The sequence below is a fragment of the Pseudomonas putida group bacterium ESBL64 genome, from assembly GCF_045277175.1.
Lineage (GTDB): Bacteria > Pseudomonadota > Gammaproteobacteria > Pseudomonadales > Pseudomonadaceae > Aquipseudomonas > Aquipseudomonas alloputida.
Genome location: NZ_CP145799.1, coordinates 2,376,506 through 2,393,648, shown reverse-complemented (window position 1 = coordinate 2,393,648; position 17,143 = coordinate 2,376,506). Strand labels below are relative to the sequence as shown.

The 17,143-nt window shown below is 63.6% G+C and carries 19 protein-coding genes; 9 read left to right on the top strand and 10 right to left on the bottom strand.

The window, feature by feature from the left end:
* Nucleotides 1-105 precede the first annotated feature (105 nt).
* Nucleotides 106-543, top strand: coding sequence for a MarR family transcriptional regulator (locus tag V6093_RS10860; protein ID WP_003254575.1), 438 nt, complete (start codon nt 106-108; stop codon nt 541-543).
* A gap of 33 nt (nt 544-576) precedes the next feature.
* Here the strand turns inward: V6093_RS10860 and V6093_RS10855 are convergent, their stop codons facing one another.
* Nucleotides 577-2,763, bottom strand: a complete 2,187-nt coding sequence (locus V6093_RS10855) for a patatin-like phospholipase family protein (protein ID WP_003254573.1) — start codon at nt 2,761-2,763, stop codon at nt 577-579.
* 67 nt (nt 2,764-2,830) lie between these two features.
* Between V6093_RS10855 and V6093_RS10850 the strand changes: the two genes are divergently transcribed.
* Nucleotides 2,831-3,112 carry a SelT/SelW/SelH family protein gene (locus tag V6093_RS10850; RefSeq protein ID WP_003254571.1) on the top strand — a complete coding sequence of 94 codons (282 nt, stop codon included), beginning with the start codon at nt 2,831-2,833 and terminating at the stop codon, nt 3,110-3,112.
* Here the strand turns inward: V6093_RS10850 and V6093_RS10845 are convergent, their stop codons facing one another.
* Nucleotides 3,113-4,003: a DMT family transporter gene (locus V6093_RS10845; RefSeq protein ID WP_003254570.1), complete on the bottom strand. Its 891-nt coding sequence runs from the start codon at nt 4,001-4,003 to the stop codon at nt 3,113-3,115.
* 220 nt (nt 4,004-4,223) lie between these two features.
* Nucleotides 4,224-4,991, bottom strand: coding sequence for an AraC family transcriptional regulator (locus V6093_RS10840; protein WP_003254568.1), 768 nt, complete (start codon nt 4,989-4,991; stop codon nt 4,224-4,226).
* A gap of 127 nt (nt 4,992-5,118) precedes the next feature.
* Here V6093_RS10840 and V6093_RS10835 point away from each other — a divergent pair, with 127 nt between their 5' ends.
* Nucleotides 5,119-5,916 carry a UDP-2,3-diacylglucosamine diphosphatase gene (locus tag V6093_RS10835; protein WP_108078476.1) on the top strand — a complete coding sequence of 266 codons (798 nt, stop codon included), beginning with the start codon at nt 5,119-5,121 and terminating at the stop codon, nt 5,914-5,916.
* Nucleotides 5,917-5,954: 38 nt separating this feature from the next.
* On the opposite strand, the gene V6093_RS10830 is transcribed toward V6093_RS10835, so the two are convergent.
* A complete protein-coding gene (locus tag V6093_RS10830; protein WP_003254563.1) occupies nt 5,955-6,266 on the bottom strand; it encodes a DUF962 domain-containing protein in 312 nt (103 codons plus the stop codon).
* A 153-nt stretch (nt 6,267-6,419) separates the two neighbouring features.
* Between V6093_RS10830 and V6093_RS10825 the strand changes: the two genes are divergently transcribed.
* Entirely contained in the window at nt 6,420-7,481 is a 1,062-nt protein-coding gene (locus tag V6093_RS10825) for an AraC family transcriptional regulator (protein ID WP_010955193.1), read from the top strand.
* Here the strand turns inward: V6093_RS10825 and V6093_RS10820 are convergent.
* Complete coding sequence (locus V6093_RS10820) at nt 7,438-8,892, bottom strand: TrkH family potassium uptake protein (protein WP_004576878.1); 1,455 nt, start codon at nt 8,890-8,892, stop codon at nt 7,438-7,440. The two genes, V6093_RS10825 and V6093_RS10820, sit on opposite strands and share 44 nt — an antisense overlap.
* Before the next feature lie 102 nt (nt 8,893-8,994).
* Here V6093_RS10820 and V6093_RS10815 point away from each other — a divergent pair, with 102 nt between their 5' ends.
* Entirely contained in the window at nt 8,995-9,552 is a 558-nt protein-coding gene (locus V6093_RS10815) for an NAD(P)H nitroreductase (RefSeq protein ID WP_003254557.1), read from the top strand.
* Nucleotides 9,553-9,682: 130 nt separating this feature from the next.
* On the opposite strand, the gene V6093_RS10810 is transcribed toward V6093_RS10815, so the two are convergent.
* The 5 genes from V6093_RS10810 to V6093_RS10790 form a co-directional block, all read right to left on the bottom strand.
* The gene (locus V6093_RS10810; RefSeq protein ID WP_012051566.1) at nt 9,683-11,023 is read right to left on the bottom strand and encodes a HAMP domain-containing sensor histidine kinase; all 1,341 of its coding nucleotides are present in this window, start codon (nt 11,021-11,023) and stop codon (nt 9,683-9,685) included.
* A 58-nt stretch (nt 11,024-11,081) separates the two neighbouring features.
* On the bottom strand, nt 11,082-11,498 hold the full coding sequence (locus V6093_RS10805; RefSeq protein WP_003254553.1) for a Spy/CpxP family protein refolding chaperone: 417 nt from the start codon (nt 11,496-11,498) through the stop codon (nt 11,082-11,084).
* Nucleotides 11,499-11,658: 160 nt separating this feature from the next.
* Entirely contained in the window at nt 11,659-12,336 is a 678-nt protein-coding gene (locus V6093_RS10800) for a response regulator transcription factor (RefSeq protein ID WP_003254551.1), read from the bottom strand.
* A gap of 629 nt (nt 12,337-12,965) precedes the next feature.
* Entirely contained in the window at nt 12,966-13,265 is a 300-nt protein-coding gene (locus tag V6093_RS10795) for a YciI family protein (protein WP_003254549.1), read from the bottom strand.
* Nucleotide 13,266: 1 nt separating this feature from the next.
* The gene (locus tag V6093_RS10790) at nt 13,267-13,860 is read right to left on the bottom strand and encodes a septation protein A (protein WP_010955188.1); all 594 of its coding nucleotides are present in this window, start codon (nt 13,858-13,860) and stop codon (nt 13,267-13,269) included.
* A gap of 67 nt (nt 13,861-13,927) precedes the next feature.
* Here V6093_RS10790 and V6093_RS10785 point away from each other — a divergent pair, with 67 nt between their 5' ends.
* The 4 genes from V6093_RS10785 to scpB all read left to right on the top strand — a co-directional run bounded on the left by V6093_RS10785 (nt 13,928) and on the right by scpB (nt 17,036).
* Complete coding sequence (locus V6093_RS10785; RefSeq protein ID WP_003254545.1) at nt 13,928-14,788, top strand: PHP domain-containing protein; 861 nt, start codon at nt 13,928-13,930, stop codon at nt 14,786-14,788.
* A 13-nt stretch (nt 14,789-14,801) separates the two neighbouring features.
* Entirely contained in the window at nt 14,802-15,431 is a 630-nt protein-coding gene (locus tag V6093_RS10780) for an L-threonylcarbamoyladenylate synthase (RefSeq protein WP_003254544.1), read from the top strand.
* A 110-nt stretch (nt 15,432-15,541) separates the two neighbouring features.
* Nucleotides 15,542-16,282, top strand: coding sequence for a ScpA family protein (locus V6093_RS10775; RefSeq protein WP_162470266.1), 741 nt, complete (start codon nt 15,542-15,544; stop codon nt 16,280-16,282).
* The gene (gene scpB / locus V6093_RS10770; RefSeq protein ID WP_108078348.1) at nt 16,269-17,036 is read left to right on the top strand and encodes an SMC-Scp complex subunit ScpB; all 768 of its coding nucleotides are present in this window, start codon (nt 16,269-16,271) and stop codon (nt 17,034-17,036) included. Before V6093_RS10775 ends, scpB begins: the two co-directional genes overlap by 14 nt.
* Nucleotides 17,037-17,143: the final 107 nt, after the last annotated feature.

The window sequence follows — 17,143 nt, the reverse complement described above, 5'->3', positions numbered from 1 at the left end:
ATGCTTTTTGACGATTATCGAACGCGTAACCATGGCCGAGCCTTGCCTCGTGGGGCAGGGCATGGTTAGCTGCCTAATAATTAGATCTACTCCAATGAGTTCCTTATGCCCCTGAACGACAACCAACACCGCTTTGGCATGCAACTGGCCCAGATGTCCCGAGGTTGGCGTGCCGAGCTGGACCGCCGCCTGGCCGGGCTCAACCTGTCCCAGGCGCGCTGGCTGGTGTTGCTGCACCTGGCGCGCTTCGAAGACGCCCCGACCCAGCGTGAGCTGGCCCAGAGCGTAGGTGTCGAGGGCCCGACCCTGGCGCGTCTGCTCGACAGCCTGGAAGCGCAAGGGCTGGTGCGCCGGCAGGCGGTGCTGGAGGATCGGCGGGCGAAGAAGATCGTGCTGTGCCCGCCGGCCAAGCCGTTGATCGATCAGATCGAGACCATCGCCAACCAGCTGCGGGTAGAGCTGTTTACCGGCGTGGACGAGGCGGACTTGCAGGTCTGCATGCGCGTGCATGCCAAGATCCTGGCCAACCTCGAAAAGTCCTGAGCTCCCCCCATCGTTGCAGGTGCAGTGCAAGCCTCAGAAGGTGTGCCCAAGGTTCAGGTACACCGCCTGCTCATGCGCACTGTTGGCGCCGTAGCTGAAGTTCAGCGGCCCTAGAGGCGTCTCCAGCCCCAGGAAGATGCTCGCCGCATTGATGTACCCACTGTCGAATTCGTTGTCATTGTTCCACGCCCGCCCACGCTCCAGCGAGCCGCCGATGTACAGCGGGAAGTCCAGCGGCACATAGGCCCGTGGCGTCAGCCGGCGGTAATAGACCATGCGCAGCAGGCTCACGTTCTGCCCCGATACCGAGTCCTGGCGGAAGCCTGACAGCTCTCGCGCCCCGCCCATCACAAAGCTCGACGTCACCACTTCGGTGTCGTCCAGCGTGCGCCCGTAGCGCCCACCCAGTACGAACGTGTTCGGCCCGCTGCTGATGGCCTTGTCCAGGGTGAACAGCCACTGCCGGTAATCCTGGTCGGAGTCCAGCGACTTGTCGTATTTGCGCAAGGTCAGGCCGATATCCTCGCCATGGTGCGGGAAGTACACGTTATCGAGGGTGTCGAACGAGTACTTCAGCTCGTAGAAACCTTCGTTGAAACTGACTTTGGGCAGGTCCTGGTCGCCGATGCGCACCTCGGCTTCGCCCCAGGCCTTGCCCACGCCCAGGCGCACTTCACCGCTGTTGCCGATCTGCCGGCCTACGTTCAGGCCAAAGCCATAGCGTTCCAGGCGATACTCGGCGACCGGGTCGTTGTCCAGGGTGGCTTCGATGTTCTGCGAGCCCAGGTCCAGGTACGGCGCGATGAAGTAGCGTGAGCCCACATCCAGGGGTTGGTAGAACTCGCTGTACAGCGCTTGCTGGTCACCGATCTGGCCGCGGGTCAGCCATTCGGCGCCAAGGCTGTTGATGCCGTTGACCCGGTAGCTGGCGCCCAGGTTGAAAGCGCTGTCGCCGCGCAGGTCATCGGACAGGTTCAGGCCCAGGCGCAGGTAGTCCGTGCCGCCGCGTCGGCCCCGGGCGTTGATCACCAGGGTATTGTCGTTGCCCTTGTGCACCACGCGGTACTGCACCCTGTCGAAGTAGTCCAGGCCATACAGCGTACCCATGTCGGTCTGCAGGCGGCCCAGTTCCAGCGGTGCGTCGATCGGCTGGCGGATGTACGAGCGGATTACATCATCGCTGACCTTGGAGTCGTTTTCGATCCGGATTGCGGTGATTACCGGCGTGCGCTGGCGCGGCGAGCGGGCCACGGCCAGGCTGGCGTCGCCCTCGAGCTGGCGCAGGGTGGCCAGGCGTGGGTCAAGCAGGCGAGTGGCGCGGTAACCGGCGTCGATCATGTCGCGGGCACGGCCGAAGTCAGTCACGCCGAAGGCGGTCAGCGATGGCTGGATGAGGATGTCGTCGCGGTGCAGACTGGCCAGTTGTTCTTCGGAGTTGCGCCGGGTCATCAAAGTGATCGACTGATTCAGCACGTCGACCACCGTCAGTAATTGCTTGCGATCGCGCAGCGGGGTGCCGATGTCGACCACGATGGCCAGGTCCACGCCCATTTCGCGGGCCACATCCACCGGAATGTTGTCGACCATCCCGCCGTCCACCAGCAGGCGGCCGTCCAGTTCGACCGGGGCGAACACGGCGGGGATCGACATGCTGGCGCGGATTACCTGGGGCAGGTGACCCCGGCGGAACACGACTTTTTCGCCACTGGCGATGTCGGTGGCCACGGCGCGGAAGGGGATGGGCAGCTTGTCGAAGTCGCGGGTGTCGGCGGTATGCGCCAGTTTGCTTTCCAGTAGCAGTGACAAGTTCTGGCCCTGAATCACACCCAGCGGCAGGCCCATGCTGCCGTCGTCGCGAAAGCTGAGCTTCTGCTTGACCAGGAAGTCACGGTCATCCTGCTTGCGCCGGAACGGCACATCCTTGCGCGGCGGGGCGTCGGAGAGCGCCTGTTGCCAGTCAAGGGTAGTCGCGAGTTTTTCCAGCTCTTCGACACTGTAGCCCGAGGCGTACAGGCCGCCGACCACCGCGCCCATGCTGGTGCCGGCGATGGCGTCGATGCGCACACCCTGTTCCTCCAGTGCTTTGAGCACGCCGATGTGGGCCAGGCCACGGGCAGCACCGCCAGACAACACCAGGCCGACCTTGGGCCTGGCGGGTTCCGCAGCGATTGCCGTAAGCGAGGTGAGTGCGAGCAGAAAACAGAACAGCAGACGGCGCATCGTGACTCTCAAACCGTGGGCTAAAGACCGCTAGTATAAGCGGCCCCTTACCTGGAGATGTTTCACCATGGCTGACAACAAGCCGGAAATCGTCATCACCTATTGCACCCAGTGCCAGTGGCTGCTGCGTGCGGCCTGGCTGGCTCAGGAACTGCTCAGCACCTTTGCCGACGACCTAGGCCGGGTTGCGCTGGAGCCGGGCACCGGGGGTGTCTTCCGCATCACCTGCAATGGCGTGCAGATCTGGGAGCGCAAGGCCGACGGCGGTTTCCCCGAGGCGAAGGCACTGAAGCAGCGGGTGCGCGACCTGGTCGACCCGCAGCGTGACCTTGGTCACAACGACCGCTGATCAGGCGCCCTCGGTCAGTGGCCGCTGCCTGGGCGGCTGCTCGGCAGCCAGGCGGCTGGACAGCACGATGGCGAAGATGATCAGCGCGCCGCCCAGCAGCATGCGCACGGTAGGGGTTTCGGCGAACACTGCCCAGGCCACGGCAATGCCGTAGACCGGCTCCATGCCGAACACGACCGCAGCGGTGCGCGCCTTGATCACTGCCAGGCTGGCGACGAACAGGCTGTGCGCCACCCCCGTGCAGAAAATGCCGAGCAGGGCGATCCACAGCCAGTCCAGGGTCGCAACGTCGGCCAGGCCGGGCGCCGCGAACGGTAGCAGGCACAGGCCCACCACCAGGTTTTGCCACAGTGCGGCCTGCACTGCAGGCAAACGTCCGGAGCCGGCCCGGTTGGTCAGTGACAGCAGCGAGAACAGCAGGCCCGAGAGCAGTGCCCAGAGCAGGCCGCCGGTGGCTTCGCTGGCCAGGTCGAATGCCGGTGTAACCAGTATCAGGCCGATGCTGACCAGCACGACCAAGACGGCTTCGTTACGGTGGATACGCTCGCGGAACAGCAGGCTTTCGAGGATCACCGTAAAGGCCGGGAAGCTGGCGAAGCCGAGGGTGGCGATGGCTACGCCGCCCACTTTGACGGCGATGAAGAAGCTGACCCAGTGGCCGGCCAGCAGCACACCACCGAGCAGCAGGCGGCGCGTATCCTGGCGGCTCACGCGTTGCCAGCCCGGGCCGGCCAGGCTGGCGAACAGGGCCAGGGCGAGTACGGCGAAGGCGGCGCGACCGAAGACAATGATCGCCGGGCTGGCGCTGGCGGCCAGTTTGCCGAAGACGCCGGTAAGGCCGAAGAATAGCGCGCCAATGTGCAGTGCGCCGAGGGCGGTGCGGTGGTTCATGATGGGTCCTTGATGAAGATCTCTACAGGCAGTGCCGGCCCTTTCGCGGGTAAACCCGCTCCTACAGGTTGTGCCGGCCCTTTCGCGGGTAAACCCGCTCCTACAGGTTTTGCACAACCTTCAGGCGGGGGCATCCTGTAGGAGCGGGTTTACCCGCGAAAGGGCCGGTAAAGGCAAAGTGTAAAGCCTCAGGCAAACACATTCTGTCGCAAGACTGCTGTCAGTTATCGCCAGACTCTCGCCGCAAAGCCAAAGGTGTACACCCGAACGCCCGTAGCATCGCCGCTGAAAAGGCACTTTGCGAGCTATACCCCACCTGCGCCGCAATTTCGCCCATCGGCAGCACGGTCTGCACGATTAGCCGCCGCGCCTTGAGCAAACGCCGCTGGCGAATGTAGTCCATCGGAGTCATCCCGCACTCAGTGGTAAAGCGCGCATGCAGCCGGGCACTGGACAGCCCGGCGATGCGCGCCAGGTCAGCTACCTGCAGCGGGTAAGCCGCATGTTGCTCGATATGCGCATCGAAGGCGCTGTAGGGCAGGCGCTGGCTGGCGTGCACGCTGGCTGCCGCCGTGGCGTTGAGGCTGGCCAGCAGCAGTGCCGCGCCTTGACGGGCAATCAGTGGGTCGTGCACGGGGCTGGTCGCCAGCCAGTCCACCAGTTGCTGCTGGCGCTCATCCAGGCTCACGGCGGCGGGGCGGTCGAGCAGGCGGCGGCTGGCATCGGCATGCTCGCCCAGGTGCTCGCGCAGCCAAGGCTCCCCTGGCACATCAAGCACCAGGCAATCACTGCCGGCATCGCTGGCGCACGTGTGATGAGCACCCGCCGGGACCACGATCAGCCCCTGGCGATCGATGCCGGCGCCATGCCCCTGGACCTCGAACTCCAGGCGGCCGCGCAGGCCGAACACCAGTTGCGGGTGTTCGTGGCTATGGGCGATCAGGCTGTCGCGGTAATGGCGCAGCGAGAGGATCGGGCCGGCGGTCATGGGGGCTTCCTCGCAGGGCAGGCGCCCATTGTGCCTCAATCCCTGCACGCCATCACTCGTCACTGTTTTGCCATGGCGCTGTCATGTACGCCTGCCAGTCTCCAGCAAACTGCGCCGGAGCCTGCCCATGAGCCATGCCGAACTGTCCCGCCCCTCGCGCAAGCAACGCGTGCGTACCCTGTGGATCTCCGACGTGCACCTGGGTACCCGCGACTGCCAGGCCGAACACCTGTCGCAATTCCTCAAGGGCTACCAGGCTGACCGCGTCTACCTGGTGGGCGATATCATCGATGGCTGGAAACTGCGCGGCGGGATCTATTGGCCGCAAGCTCACACCAACGTGATCCGCCGGCTGCTGACCATGAGCAAGCGCGGTACCGAGGTGATCTACGTCACCGGCAACCATGACGAATTCCTGCGCCGCTACTCAAAGTTGATTCTGGGTAACATTCAGCTGGTAGACGAGGCCGAGCACCTGACGGCCGATGGCCGCCGACTGCTGGTGGTCCATGGCGATCAGTTCGATGTGATTACCCGTTACCACCGCTGGCTGGCGTTTCTGGGTGATCGCGCCTACGAATTCACCTTGGTGCTCAACCGCTGGCTCAACCACTGGCGAGCGCGGTATGGCTATGGTTACTGGTCGCTGTCGGCGTACCTCAAGCACAAGGTGAAAGGCGCGGTGAACTTCATCAGCGACTTCGAGAATGCCATTGCCCATGAATGCACCCGTCGTGGGTTTCATGGAGTGGTGTGCGGGCATATCCATCATGCCGAGATCCGCAAGGTGGGTGAGGTGGACTACCTCAATTGCGGGGACTGGGTGGAGTCGTGCACGGCGTTGATCGAGCATTGGGACGGCAGCGTCGAACTGTATCGGCTGGCCGAAGCGCAGGCCGTGGCGGCGTTGCGCGAGTCGGCTTAGGGGCCGAGGGCAGAGTGCCGCCAAGCGGCCTCGGACGCTTACAGCCTGAGCTTGCCCAGCAGGATATCCCGGAACATCACGAAATCCCCGGCCAGGCTGTACAGCGGATAGGTAAAAGTCGCTGGCCGATTCTTCTCGAAAAAAAAGTGCCCAACCCAGGCAAAGCCATAGCCGAACACCGGCACGGCCAGCAGCAGCAACCATTTGCCACTGCCAATGGTGTAGGCCAGCAGCGCTATCACCAGGCTGGTGCCGACGAAGTGCAGGCGGCGGCAGGTGGGGTTGCTGTGCTCCCCCAGATAGTACGGATAGAACTCGGCAAAACTGCGAAACTGCGCTGTGCTGTTCATGGCAGTGCTCCGGGATTAATACTTCTGGACAAGATACACGGCGTGGAGCCTGATTCGAGTCTAGAGTGACTGACGGGGCCTACCAGTGACAATAGGCGCCAAATGAGTATCCTTGGGGTTCACCGCAGGAGCGGTTGGTAAAAGAAGCCTGTCATGAGCGAAAGAACAACGTCAGCCAGTTGGGCATCAGGGATCGTGAAGGCACTTGAACTGGAAGGGCTGGATTGCAGAGCCATGTTCAAGCAATTGGGGTTGGACTTTGCCGCCCTCGACGACCCCGATGCACGTTTTCCGCAAGACTCCATGACCCGCCTCTGGCAGCTGGCGGTGGAGCTGTCGGGCAATGAGGCCATCGGCCTGAACATGGCACGGGTGGTCCGCCCGGCGTCGTTCCATGTGGTGGGCTATGCGTTGATGTCCAGCCGCACCCTGGCCGAGGGCTTCGAGCGCCTGGTGCGCTATCAGCGCATCATCGCCGAAAGCTCCGACCTCAGTTTCGTCCTCGGTCCCGAGGGTTATTCGCTGATTCTGACCGTGCACGGTGACCACCTGCCGCCAACCCGGCACAGCGCCGAAGCGTCGCTGGCCTGTGCGTTGGCGCTGTGCAAATGGCTCAGTGGCCGGCCGGTCCAGCCGCGGCGGGTACTGGTGCAGGGGCCGCAGCCGAAGAATGTCGAGCCTTACAAGGTGGCGTTCCATTCGCCGCTGGTGTTCGGCGCCCCACATGATGCACTGGTGTTCGAGCGGGCCGACATGGAGGCGCCGCTGCCGACCGCGAACGAGGCCATGGCGGTGCTGCACGACCGGTTTGCCGGCGAGTACCTGGCACGCTTCTCCGAAAGCCGGGTTAGCCACCGCGTACGCCAGGTGTTGTGCCGCATCCTGCCGCAGGGTGAGCCCAAGCGCGAAACCCTGGCCCAGGCCCTGCACCTGTCGCAGCGCACCTTGCAACGGCGGCTGCAGGAGGAAGGCACCAGCTTCCAGACCTTGCTTGACGACACCCGCCGCGAACTGGCCGAACAATACCTGGCCCAGCCGGGTATGACCTTGCTGGAAACCGCCTACCTGCTGGGCTTTGCCGACCCCAGCAACTTCTATCGGGCGTTTCGCCGCTGGTTCGATGCCACGCCCAGCGAGTACCGCGCCCGCCTGGGCGCGGAAGGCGAAGTGCTCAGTGACGCCAGAACGCCGGCATGCACAACACCAACACCGTGATGATTTCCAGGCGACCCAGCAGCATGCCGGCCGCCAGAATCCATTTGGCCGCGTCAGGCAGCGTGGCGTAGTTGCCCGACGGGCCGATCACTTCACCCAGGCCTGGGCCTACACCCGAAACCGTGCCGGCGGCACCGGTCAGCGCAGTCATCCAGTCCACGCCCAGCAGCGACAGCAGCAGCGCCAAGACACAAATGGTGATGGCGAAGAAGAACGAGAACGTCAGGATCGAACGCACGATGTCTTCATCGAGGCGATGACCGTTGTATTTTTGCTTGATCACCGCGCGCGGGTGAATCAGCTGGTTGAGGCTGGCCTTCAGCAGGATGTAGGCCACCTGGAAACGGAAAATCTTGATACCGCCGGCGGTCGAGCCAGAGCAGCCGCCAACGAAGCCCAGGTAGAAGAACAGCATCAGCGAGAAGTTGCCCCACAGGCTGTAGTCCCCCAGGGCGAAACCGGTGGTGGTGACCACAGAGGTCACATTCAGCGCCACGTGGCGCAGGGCGTCGAGCCAGTGCAGGTTGGTGCTGTACCAGTACCAGGTGCCCAGTACCAGCCAGGTGACCACCAGCATGCCCAGCAAGCCTTGTACCTGCTGGTCACGAATCAGCGCCTTGCGGTTGCCGCGCAGGGTGGCTACGTAAAGGGTGAACGGCAGGCTGCCCATGATCATCACCACCACCGCCACCCAGTGCACGGCCGGGATATCCCATTTTGCCAACGACTGGTCGGAGGTGGAGAACCCACCCGTAGAGATAGCCGACATGGCGTGGTTGATCGCATCGAACGGGCTCATGCCTGCCCACCAGAAGGCCAACGCACCAAGGATGGAGAAACCGACGTAAACCGCCACGATCGACTTGGCGACCATGTGCGAGCGCGGCATGACTTTTTCCGAGCGGTCGGACGATTCGGTCTGGAACAGGCGCATGCCGCCGATGCGCAGCAGCGGCAGGATCGCCACCGCCATGGCGATGAAACCGATACCGCCGAGCCAGTGCAGCATCGAGCGCCACATGAGGATGCCCGGTGACATGTTATCGAGCCCGCTGAGTACGGTAGCGCCAGTGGCGGTGATGCCTGACATGCTTTCGAAGAAGGCGTCGGTGTAGCTGATGTGCTGGGTCAGCAGGAACGGTAGCGCGGCGAATACGCACACCACCAGCCAGCTGCTGACGGTCAGCAGGTACATGTCGCGTGGGCGTAGGTGTACATGCTCCGGGCGCCCCTGCACCACCAGGGCCAGGCCGGCGATGAAGGTGATCAGGCTCGACCAGAGAAACGACGGCATGTCACCGGTGCGCTCGAAGATCACCAGGGTCGCCATGGGCACGGCCATGCCGACGGCCAGGGTAATCAGGAAGATGCCGATGATGAAACCAATGATCCTTAAGGTCGGCAACGCCATGTGATCTGCTCAGACTCGAAACGGAAGGGCGCCATTCTACCTATGGGTCTGGTGATGTAAACGCTAGAATGGCCGCACATTCAACTGCCAGGAGGGTAGCCGATGGAGGCTCTCGACGCATTGCTCAACCGTGTTTCCGTGCCACGCCTGACCGACCCGGCGCCCAATGCCGCCCAGCGCGAGGCGCTGTTCCAGGCTGCCCTGCGCGCCCCGGATCACGGCCAGCTGCGGCCGTGGCGTTTTCTTACCATCGAAGGCCAGGGCCGCGAGAAGCTGGGTGAGCTGTTCGCCGAAGCCGTGCAGCACAAGGGCGATGCCAGCCAGGCTGCACTGGACAAGGCCCGTGCGATGCCGCTGCGGGCGCCGTTGCTGATCGTGGTGGTGGCCAGGTTGCAGGACCACTTCAAGGTGCCCAAGTCCGAGCAGCGCCTGGCGGCGGGCTGTGCGGCGCACGGTATTCTGATTGCTGCGCACGCGCAGGGGATCGGCGCGGTGTGGCGTACCGGTGACATGGCCTTCGATGCCCATGTGCACAAGGGGTTGGGGTTGGCCGAGAACGAGGAGCTGATCGGCTACCTGTACGTCGGCACGCCGCTGACCGAGCCGCGGACAGCGCCGGTGCTGGAAACGGCTGATTTCGTCAGTGGCTGGGGTGAGTAACCTGGCCTTGGGCTGATTCAGGTATCAAGGCTTCCGGCCTTTTCGCGGGTGAAGCCGCTCCTACAACGGCATCCACATCCCCTGTAGGAGCGGGTTAACCCGCGAAGAGGCCAGGTACCTTTACACCCCATCAACTGCCTGTCGCTTCAGCCAGGGGCAACTCCAGCCTGGCCACAAACCCACCCTGTGGATGATTCTCCAGCACCAGGCTACCGCCATGGCGCTCCGCGGCCTTGCGCGCAATCGCCAGCCCCAGGCCATGCCCCGGTGCTTCCTGCCCTGGCGCGCGGAAGAACGGCTCACCCAGTTGCGCCAGGTGCTCCGCTGCCGCCCCAGGACCATGGTCACGCACGCTGATCACGATGCGGTCCTGCTCGCGTGCGGCGCTGACCTCGACCGGCTGGCCCGCCGGGTTGAAGCGCAGGGCATTGCGCAGCAGGTTGTCCACGGCACGCTCGATCAGCGTTGGCCAACCCTGCAAGCTCAACCCCGGCTGCGCCTCCAGGCGCACGTCCTGCTCCGGTGCGCTCAGCAGGGCGTCCTTGCGTACGCTGCCGAGCAAGGCATTGATGTCGACGGGTTCGGCATGAGCCTGTTCGGCATCCACTCGGGCCAGGGCGAGGATTTCGCTGATCAGGTCTTCCAGGCGGTCGCACTCGCGGGTCAGGCGTGGCCACAGCGCTTGCCGCTGCTCAGGCTCGGCGCGTTCGGCCAGGGCCAGGGCAATACGCAGCCTGGCCAGCGGCGAGCGCAGTTCGTGGGACACATCGCGTAGCAGCTGGCGCTGGCTGCCAATGGTGCTTTGCAGGCGCGCGCCCATCTTGTTGAAGTCCTTGGCCAGCACGCCAAACTCGTCGCGCCGCGCTGCCAGCCGTGCCAGGCTGTTCTGCTGATAGGTGGTCTGGCCCAGATCGTGTACGGCGCTGCGCAGGCGGCTTAACGGGCGGGTGATGGACAGCGTCACCAGCAGGCTGAACAGGGTCAGCACGACCAAGGCAATGCCCAGTGCGCTGAGCGGCCACAGCAGGCTCTCGCGGTGCCAGGCATCCAGCGCCGGGTGAGGAATGCGGTAGATCAGCAAGTAGGTTTCGCCGGTGTCGGGGCTGGTGTATTCCTCCGTCAGCCGGCGCCATGGCAAGCGCCGCTGGTCATTGTGCTGGCGCGCTTCGAAGGCTGCCGCACGGCGTGGAAAGGTACCGGGCACCACGGCCTCACCGCTATCGTCGAGCACCTGCACGTCGATCTTGTAGCGGTCCTTGCGTCGTTCCAGAAAGTGCTGGGCCGCCTCCAGGCCTTCCTGCTCATAGTGCTTGGCCCACTTGCTGGCCAGGGTATTCAGGCCCGGGTGGCGGCTGAGGATCCAGGCGTCCTGGTTGAGCATGTGCCCCAGCAGGATCGACAGGCCTGCGACCAGGGTGATGGCCAGCCAGAAACTGGCCAGGATGCGCCAGAACAGTGAACGCAAGTGCACCTCCTAAACGGGAAAAGCCCGGCCCGCAGTGATGCGGGCCGGGCACGGGGCGGACAGCTTACTGGGCCTTGGCGCCTTTTTCAGCTTTCCAGGCCTGGAACTCCTGCCACTCGGCTTTCTTGGCGGCGCGTTCTTTTTGCAGTTCATCGAACTTCTTCTGCTGGTCAGCCGTGAGCAACTTGCGCACTGCGCTGTCGGTCTTGTCGCGGTTGGCTTGCAGTTCATCCTTCATGGCTTTCTGGTCGGCGGCCGGCAGCTTGGACAGGTAGCGCTCGGTAATGTCGCGGCGCTGCTGCATTTGCTCGCCCATCAGCTTGCCGATCTGCTGGCGCTGATCGCGGCTCAGGTCCAGTTGGTGGAAAGGCGCATCACCGCGATGATGCGGGCCGTCGTGGCGCGGGCCGCCATCTGGCATGGCCATGGCTACGGTCGGCAAAGCGGCAGCGAACATCAGGGCGATAAGGGTCTTGCGCATGGTGTCTCTCCTTTCATAGGCCGGTGATTACCGGATGAGCACAGTCTAGGGAGATCACCGTCAAGCGCAGTCAGGGGATGGTAAAGGCAAAGTAAAGATGATGGGACGGTGCAGCCACGGCCTTGTGCCGCCAATGGGGCGCGCAGCGGCTCCGGCGTTTTTACAGGCAGTAGTAATAGCCACGGCTACGCAACGCCACAATGCGTGGCCGGCCATCGGCGTGGGGGCCGATCTTTTTGCGCAGGTTGCTGACATGCATGTCCAGGCTGCGGTCGTACAGGGTCAGCTTGCGGCCCAGGCCGATCTGCGCCAGTTCCTGTTTGTCCAGCGGCTCGCCGGGCTGGCGCAGCAGCGCTTCAAGAATACGGCTTTCGGACAGGGTCAGGGTCATTTCGCGGCCATCGATGCTGGCCACGCCCCGCGCAGGGCTGTAGACCAGGTCACCCAGCTCCATCTGGCTGGTTGTGGCGGTGGGGTGGCTGCGGCGCAGCACCGCGCGCAGGCGGGCAGTGAGCTCGCGCGGGTCGCAGGGTTTGGCCAGGTAGTCGTCGGCACCCAGTTCCAGGCCGAGAATGCGGTCCAGCGGCTCGCCGCGGGCTGACAGCATCAGCACCGGTAGCTCGGCATGCTCGCTGCGCAGCTGCTTGAGAAGCTCCAGGCCACTGCCGTCGGGCAACATCACATCCAGTACCACAGCAGCAGGGGCATGCTCGGCCAGGGCCAGGCGTGCGCTCTGCCCATCGTGGCAGGCACGCACGGAAAACCCTTCCTGGGTCAGCCAGCTGCCGAGCAGCTCGCACAGTTCCTGGTCATCATCAATCAGTAACAGCTCGCTCATGACTCACTCAATTCAACCATTGACGGCGGTTATTCGGCCCGCCAGTGGCAAAGATACCGCAGACTGATGGCCTGAGTATAACTGCTGGTGCCGCGTGGCCCTCTTCGCGGGTAAACCCGCTCCTACAGCGGGCTGTGTCCAACCACCGAGATGTGTCCACCACCAATCTGTGTAGGAGCGGGTTTACCCGCGAATACGGTAGCGGCAGCAACGGTGAACGGCGGATGGAGATTGGCCAGCAGGCCCGGCCCTTTCGCGGGTGAACCCGCTCCTACAAAGGGCTGTGTCCAACCGCCGACGTGTGTCCACCACCAATCTGTGTAGGAGCGGGTTTACCCGCGAATACGGTAGCGGCAGCAACGGTGAACAGCGTGTGGAGATTGGCCAGCAGGCCCGGCCCTTTCGCGGGTGAACCCGCTCCTACAAAGGGCTGTGTCCAACCGCCGACGTGTGTCCACCACCAATCTGTGTAGGAGCGGGTTTACCCGCGAATACGGTAGCGGCGGCAACGGTGAACGGCGGATGGAGATTGGCCAGCAGGCCCAGCCTCTTAGCGGGTGAACCCGCTCCTACGGGCGATGGCACAGATCCGAAGGTTTGTGTAGCGAAGAAGGCCGTGCCGTCTCAGGTCAAGGCAGCACTTGCTTGAACGGCTTGACCACAACCTTGTCGTACACGCCGGCAGCGATGTACGGGTCGGCATCGGCCCAGGTCTGCGCCGCCGCCAGCGATTCGAATTCGGCAACGATCAGGCTACCGCTGAAACCCGCTTCGCCCGGGTCGTTGCTGTCGATGGCCGGGTGCGGGCCGGCCAACACCACGCGGCCTTCGGCCTTGAGCTGCTGCAGGCGTTCGATGTGCGCCGGGCGGGCAGCCAGGCGCTTTTCCAGGGAGTTTGCGACGTCGCTGGCGATAATGGCGTAGAGCATGTCAATCCTTGGGTTTGGAGGTAGAAGGGTCATCGTGCAGGTGGCGCGACAGGTACACGCCTTGCGCCACCAGGAAGATCACGGTCATGCCCAGGCTGCCGAACACCTTGAAGTCCACCCAGAAGTCCTGGAAGGTAAAGGCGACGAACAGGTTGGCCGCGCCGCAGAACAGGAAGAAAGCGATCCAGGCCAGGTTCAGGCGCGTCCAGATGGCATCAGGCAGGGTCAGGGCGTGGCCCATGATGCGCTTGATCAGCACCCGATCGCCAATGAAGTGGCTGCCGGCAAAACCCAGGGCAAACAGCCAGTTCACGACAGGAGCCTTCCACTTGAGGAAGGTTTCGCTGTGAAAGGTCAGGGTCAGGCCACCGAACACCAGGCAGGCGATCAGCGTCAGCCACTGGCCCTTTTCCAGCTTGCGCTGGCGCAGGAACAGTGCGCCGTACACGACCAGCGAGCTGATGATCAGCATGGCCGTGGCGCTGTAGATGCCGCCAAATTCGAAGTGATGGCCGGCGACTTCCATGGGGCGCGGGTCGAGCTTGTAGACGATGAAGAACAGCAGCAGCGGGATGAAATCGATGAATTGTTTCACAATGGCAGCCAGAATCGGGATGTGACGGCATAATAACAAACATCGATTCCAGCGAAAGCGCTCCTCCATGAATGTTGATCTGCACTGTCACAGCACGGCCTCCGACGGCGCCCTGTCGCCTTCGGTACTGGTTGCCCGGGCCCATGAACACGGGGTGCAAGCGCTGGCGCTGACCGACCATGACACCCTCGAAGGCCTGCCCGAAGCGCGCCAGGCCTGCGTTGACCTGGGTATGCGCTGGGTCAGCGGTGTGGAGCTGTCTTGCACGTGGGGCGGCGCGACCATTCACGTGCTGGGCTATGATTTCCCGCTCGACGCACCGCCATTGCTGGCGGCGATTCAAGCGTTGCACCGCGGCCGCTGGCTGCGTGCCGAAGAAATCGACAAACGGCTGGCGGCCAAGGGCATGCCCGGCACGCTTGAAGGCGCGCGCGCCGTGCAGCACGAGCTGGGTGACAGCGGCAACGCCCCGGCGCGCCCGCATTTTGCCGAATATCTGGTGCGTGCCGGGCACGTCAAGGACCGTGGTGAAGCGTTTCGCAAGTGGCTGGGCGCCGGCAAGCTGGGCGACGTCAAGCAGCACTGGCCGACGCTCGACGAAACCGTTGCCACGCTGAGGCAGTCCAACGCCTGGGTGAGCCTGGCGCATCCCATGCACTACGACCTGACCCGCAGCAAGCGCAGGCGGCTGATTGCCGACTATATTCAGGCAGGAGGGCAGGCGCTTGAAGTGGTCAACGGGATGATGCCTGCCGAGCAAGTGGGCACTATGTCCATTCTTGCCCGTGAGTTCGGCCTGCTGGCAAGCGCTGGCAGTGACTTCCACGGCCCCGGCACCTGGGGCGAGATCGGTGCCTATCGGCCTTTGCCCGAGGATCTGCCACCTTTGTGGCGTCGATTCAGCCATGAACAGCCTTTGGCGCTATGAACAGGACGATTACGTGAGCCAATTTTTCCAGATTCATCCGGAGAACCCACAGGCGCGCCTGATAAAACAGGCCGTCGAGATCATCCGCAAGGGGGGCGTGGTGGTGTATCCGACGGACTCGGCCTATGCGCTGGGTTGCCAGATAGGCGACAAGTCGGCAATCGAGCGGGTGCGGCGCCTGCGCGGGCTGGACAAGACGCACAACTTCACCCTGATGTGCTGCGACATGTCGCAACTGGGGTTGTATGCCAAGGTCGACACCGGCACCTTCCGCATGCTGAAGGCGCATGTACCGGGGCCTTACACCTTCATTCTCAACGGCACGCGTGAAGTGCCGCGTCTGCTGTTGCACGATAAGCGTCGCACCATCGGGCTGCGTGTACCGGACCACGCCATCACCCTGGCCTTGCTGGCCGAGTTGGGCGAGCCACTGATGAGCGTCAGCCTGATCCTGCCGGGCGACAGCGAGCCGATGACCGACCCTTACGAGATCCGTGAACGGCTGGAGCACCATGTTGACCTGGTGATCGATGGCGGGTTCGGCGACCTCAAGGCGTCGACCATCATCGACCTGTCCGGCGACGAGCCGGAACTGATCCGCGAAGGTTGTGGCGACCCCACGCCGTTCCTGGTCAACGCGTGAGCCAGCTGGAAGCGCCTGAGGCGCCGGCCGAACGGGTCGAAGCGCCTCGGCAACTGCAGTTGGCGCTGGTCTATGGCGAAGCCCTGACCGAGCTGCCGCTGGACCTGTACATCCCGCCGGACGCCCTTGAAGTCATCCTCGAAGCGTTCGAAGGCCCGCTGGACCTGTTGCTGTACCTGATCCGCAAGCAGAATATCGACATCCTCGACATCCCTGTGGCCGAGATCACCCGGCAGTACATGGGCTATGTGGAGCTGATGAAAAGCGTGCGCCTTGAACTGGCTGCCGAATACCTGGTGATGGCTGCCATGCTGGCCGAGATCAAGTCACGCATGCTGCTGCCGCGTTCCGCCGACGTCGAGGAGGAGGAGGGTGACCCTCGCGCCGAGCTGATCCGCCGCCTGCAGGAGTACGAGCGCTTCAAGGCCGCCGCCGAGGGCATCGACGAATTGCCACGGGTCGGGCGCGAGGTGGTGGTGCCGCGCCTGGAAGCGCCGCAGGCCAAGGTACGCAAGCTGTTGCCTCAGGTCAGCCTGGAAGAGCTGCTGATGTCCATGGCCGAGGTGATGCGCCGCAACGACCTGTTCGAAAGCCATCAGATCACCCGTGAGACCTTGTCCACCCGCGAGCGCATGAGCCAGGTGCTGGAGCGTCTCAAGGGCGGTGCCTTTGTGCCGTTCATCGCGCTGTTTGCTGCCGAGGAGGGCAAGCTCGGTGTGGTGGTGACCTTCATGGCCATTCTCGAACTGGTGAAGGAATCGCTGATCGAACTTGTGCAGAATGAACCTTTCGCCGCCATTCACGTGCGGCTTCGCCCGGCGCCAGTTGAAGAACCCGATGAACCTGAATGAACCCCGCGACCTGGCGTCGCTGATCGAAGCCTTCTTGCTCGCTTCGGGCAAGCCGCAATCCCTTGAGCGCCTGTACGAGCTGTTCGAGGAAGCCGAGCGCCCCGAGCCCAAGGTGTTCAGGCAGGCCCTGGAGGTGCTGGGCAAGTCGTGCAATGGGCGTGCGTTCGAGCTCAAGGAGGTGGCCAGCGGCTATCGCCTGCAGATTCGCGAGGTTTATGCCCCTTGGGTCGGGCGCCTGTGGGAAGAGCGCCCGCAGCGCTATTCGCGAGCGCTGCTTGAGACACTGGCCCTGATTGCCTACCGCCAGCCGATCACCCGTGGTGAAATCGAGGACGTGCGGGGCGTTGCGGTGAACAGCAATATCATCAAGACCATGATGGAGCGCGAGTGGATTCGCGTGGTCGGCTACCGCGAAGTGCCCGGCCGGCCGGCGATGTTCGCCACCACCAAGGCGTTTCTCGATCATTTCAACCTCAAGAGCCTTGAGGACCTGCCGGCCTTGGCCGAGCTGCGCGAAATGGAACCAGCGCCGCAACTTGACCCGGATGATGCGCCGGTGCCTGCGCACCTGCAGGCGTTGGCGGATGCCAGCCTTGGGGAAGAGGAGGTTGGTGAGCCGAGAGAGGAGACCAGCTTCCGTAGCTTGTTGGTGGAGCTGGATGCCATGGAAGACGGTTTGAAAACCGATTTTGATGATTTGCGGGGAGAAGAGCCTGAGCCTCCGATGGAGGAGGAGATCAAGGCGCAGCCCTGATTGATCTGTTGCCTGTGCTGCCCGCGAAGCGGCCAGCACAAAGCCCATTGGGCAGAAAATCATGCCCAGCCCCACAAAACCCTCTACCCTCCAGTGCGTTCCCCTGA

Excerpts from the sequence above, each read along its gene's own strand:
- V6093_RS10825 (WP_010955193.1), top strand. The coding sequence starts at position 6,420 with ATGAGCGAAAGAACAACGTCAGCCAGTTGGGCATCAGGGATCGTGAAG.
- V6093_RS10820 (WP_004576878.1), bottom strand. The coding sequence starts at position 8,892 with ATGGCGTTGCCGACCTTAAGGATCATTGGTTTCATCATCGGCATCTTC.
- V6093_RS10785 (WP_003254545.1), top strand. The coding sequence starts at position 13,928 with ATGAATGTTGATCTGCACTGTCACAGCACGGCCTCCGACGGCGCCCTG.
- V6093_RS10835 (WP_108078476.1), top strand. The coding sequence starts at position 5,119 with ATGAGCCATGCCGAACTGTCCCGCCCCTCGCGCAAGCAACGCGTGCGT.
- V6093_RS10800 (WP_003254551.1), bottom strand. The coding sequence starts at position 12,336 with ATGAGCGAGCTGTTACTGATTGATGATGACCAGGAACTGTGCGAGCTG.
- scpB (WP_108078348.1), top strand. The coding sequence starts at position 16,269 with ATGAACCTGAATGAACCCCGCGACCTGGCGTCGCTGATCGAAGCCTTC.
- V6093_RS10805 (WP_003254553.1), bottom strand. The coding sequence starts at position 11,498 with ATGCGCAAGACCCTTATCGCCCTGATGTTCGCTGCCGCTTTGCCGACC.
- V6093_RS10840 (WP_003254568.1), bottom strand. The coding sequence starts at position 4,991 with ATGACCGCCGGCCCGATCCTCTCGCTGCGCCATTACCGCGACAGCCTG.
- V6093_RS10845 (WP_003254570.1), bottom strand. The coding sequence starts at position 4,003 with ATGAACCACCGCACCGCCCTCGGCGCACTGCACATTGGCGCGCTATTC.
- V6093_RS10815 (WP_003254557.1), top strand. The coding sequence starts at position 8,995 with ATGGAGGCTCTCGACGCATTGCTCAACCGTGTTTCCGTGCCACGCCTG.
- V6093_RS10860 (WP_003254575.1), top strand. The coding sequence starts at position 106 with ATGCCCCTGAACGACAACCAACACCGCTTTGGCATGCAACTGGCCCAG.
- V6093_RS10795 (WP_003254549.1), bottom strand. The coding sequence starts at position 13,265 with ATGCTCTACGCCATTATCGCCAGCGACGTCGCAAACTCCCTGGAAAAG.
- V6093_RS10850 (WP_003254571.1), top strand. The coding sequence starts at position 2,831 with ATGGCTGACAACAAGCCGGAAATCGTCATCACCTATTGCACCCAGTGC.
- V6093_RS10855 (WP_003254573.1), bottom strand. The coding sequence starts at position 2,763 with ATGCGCCGTCTGCTGTTCTGTTTTCTGCTCGCACTCACCTCGCTTACG.
- V6093_RS10830 (WP_003254563.1), bottom strand. The coding sequence starts at position 6,266 with ATGAACAGCACAGCGCAGTTTCGCAGTTTTGCCGAGTTCTATCCGTAC.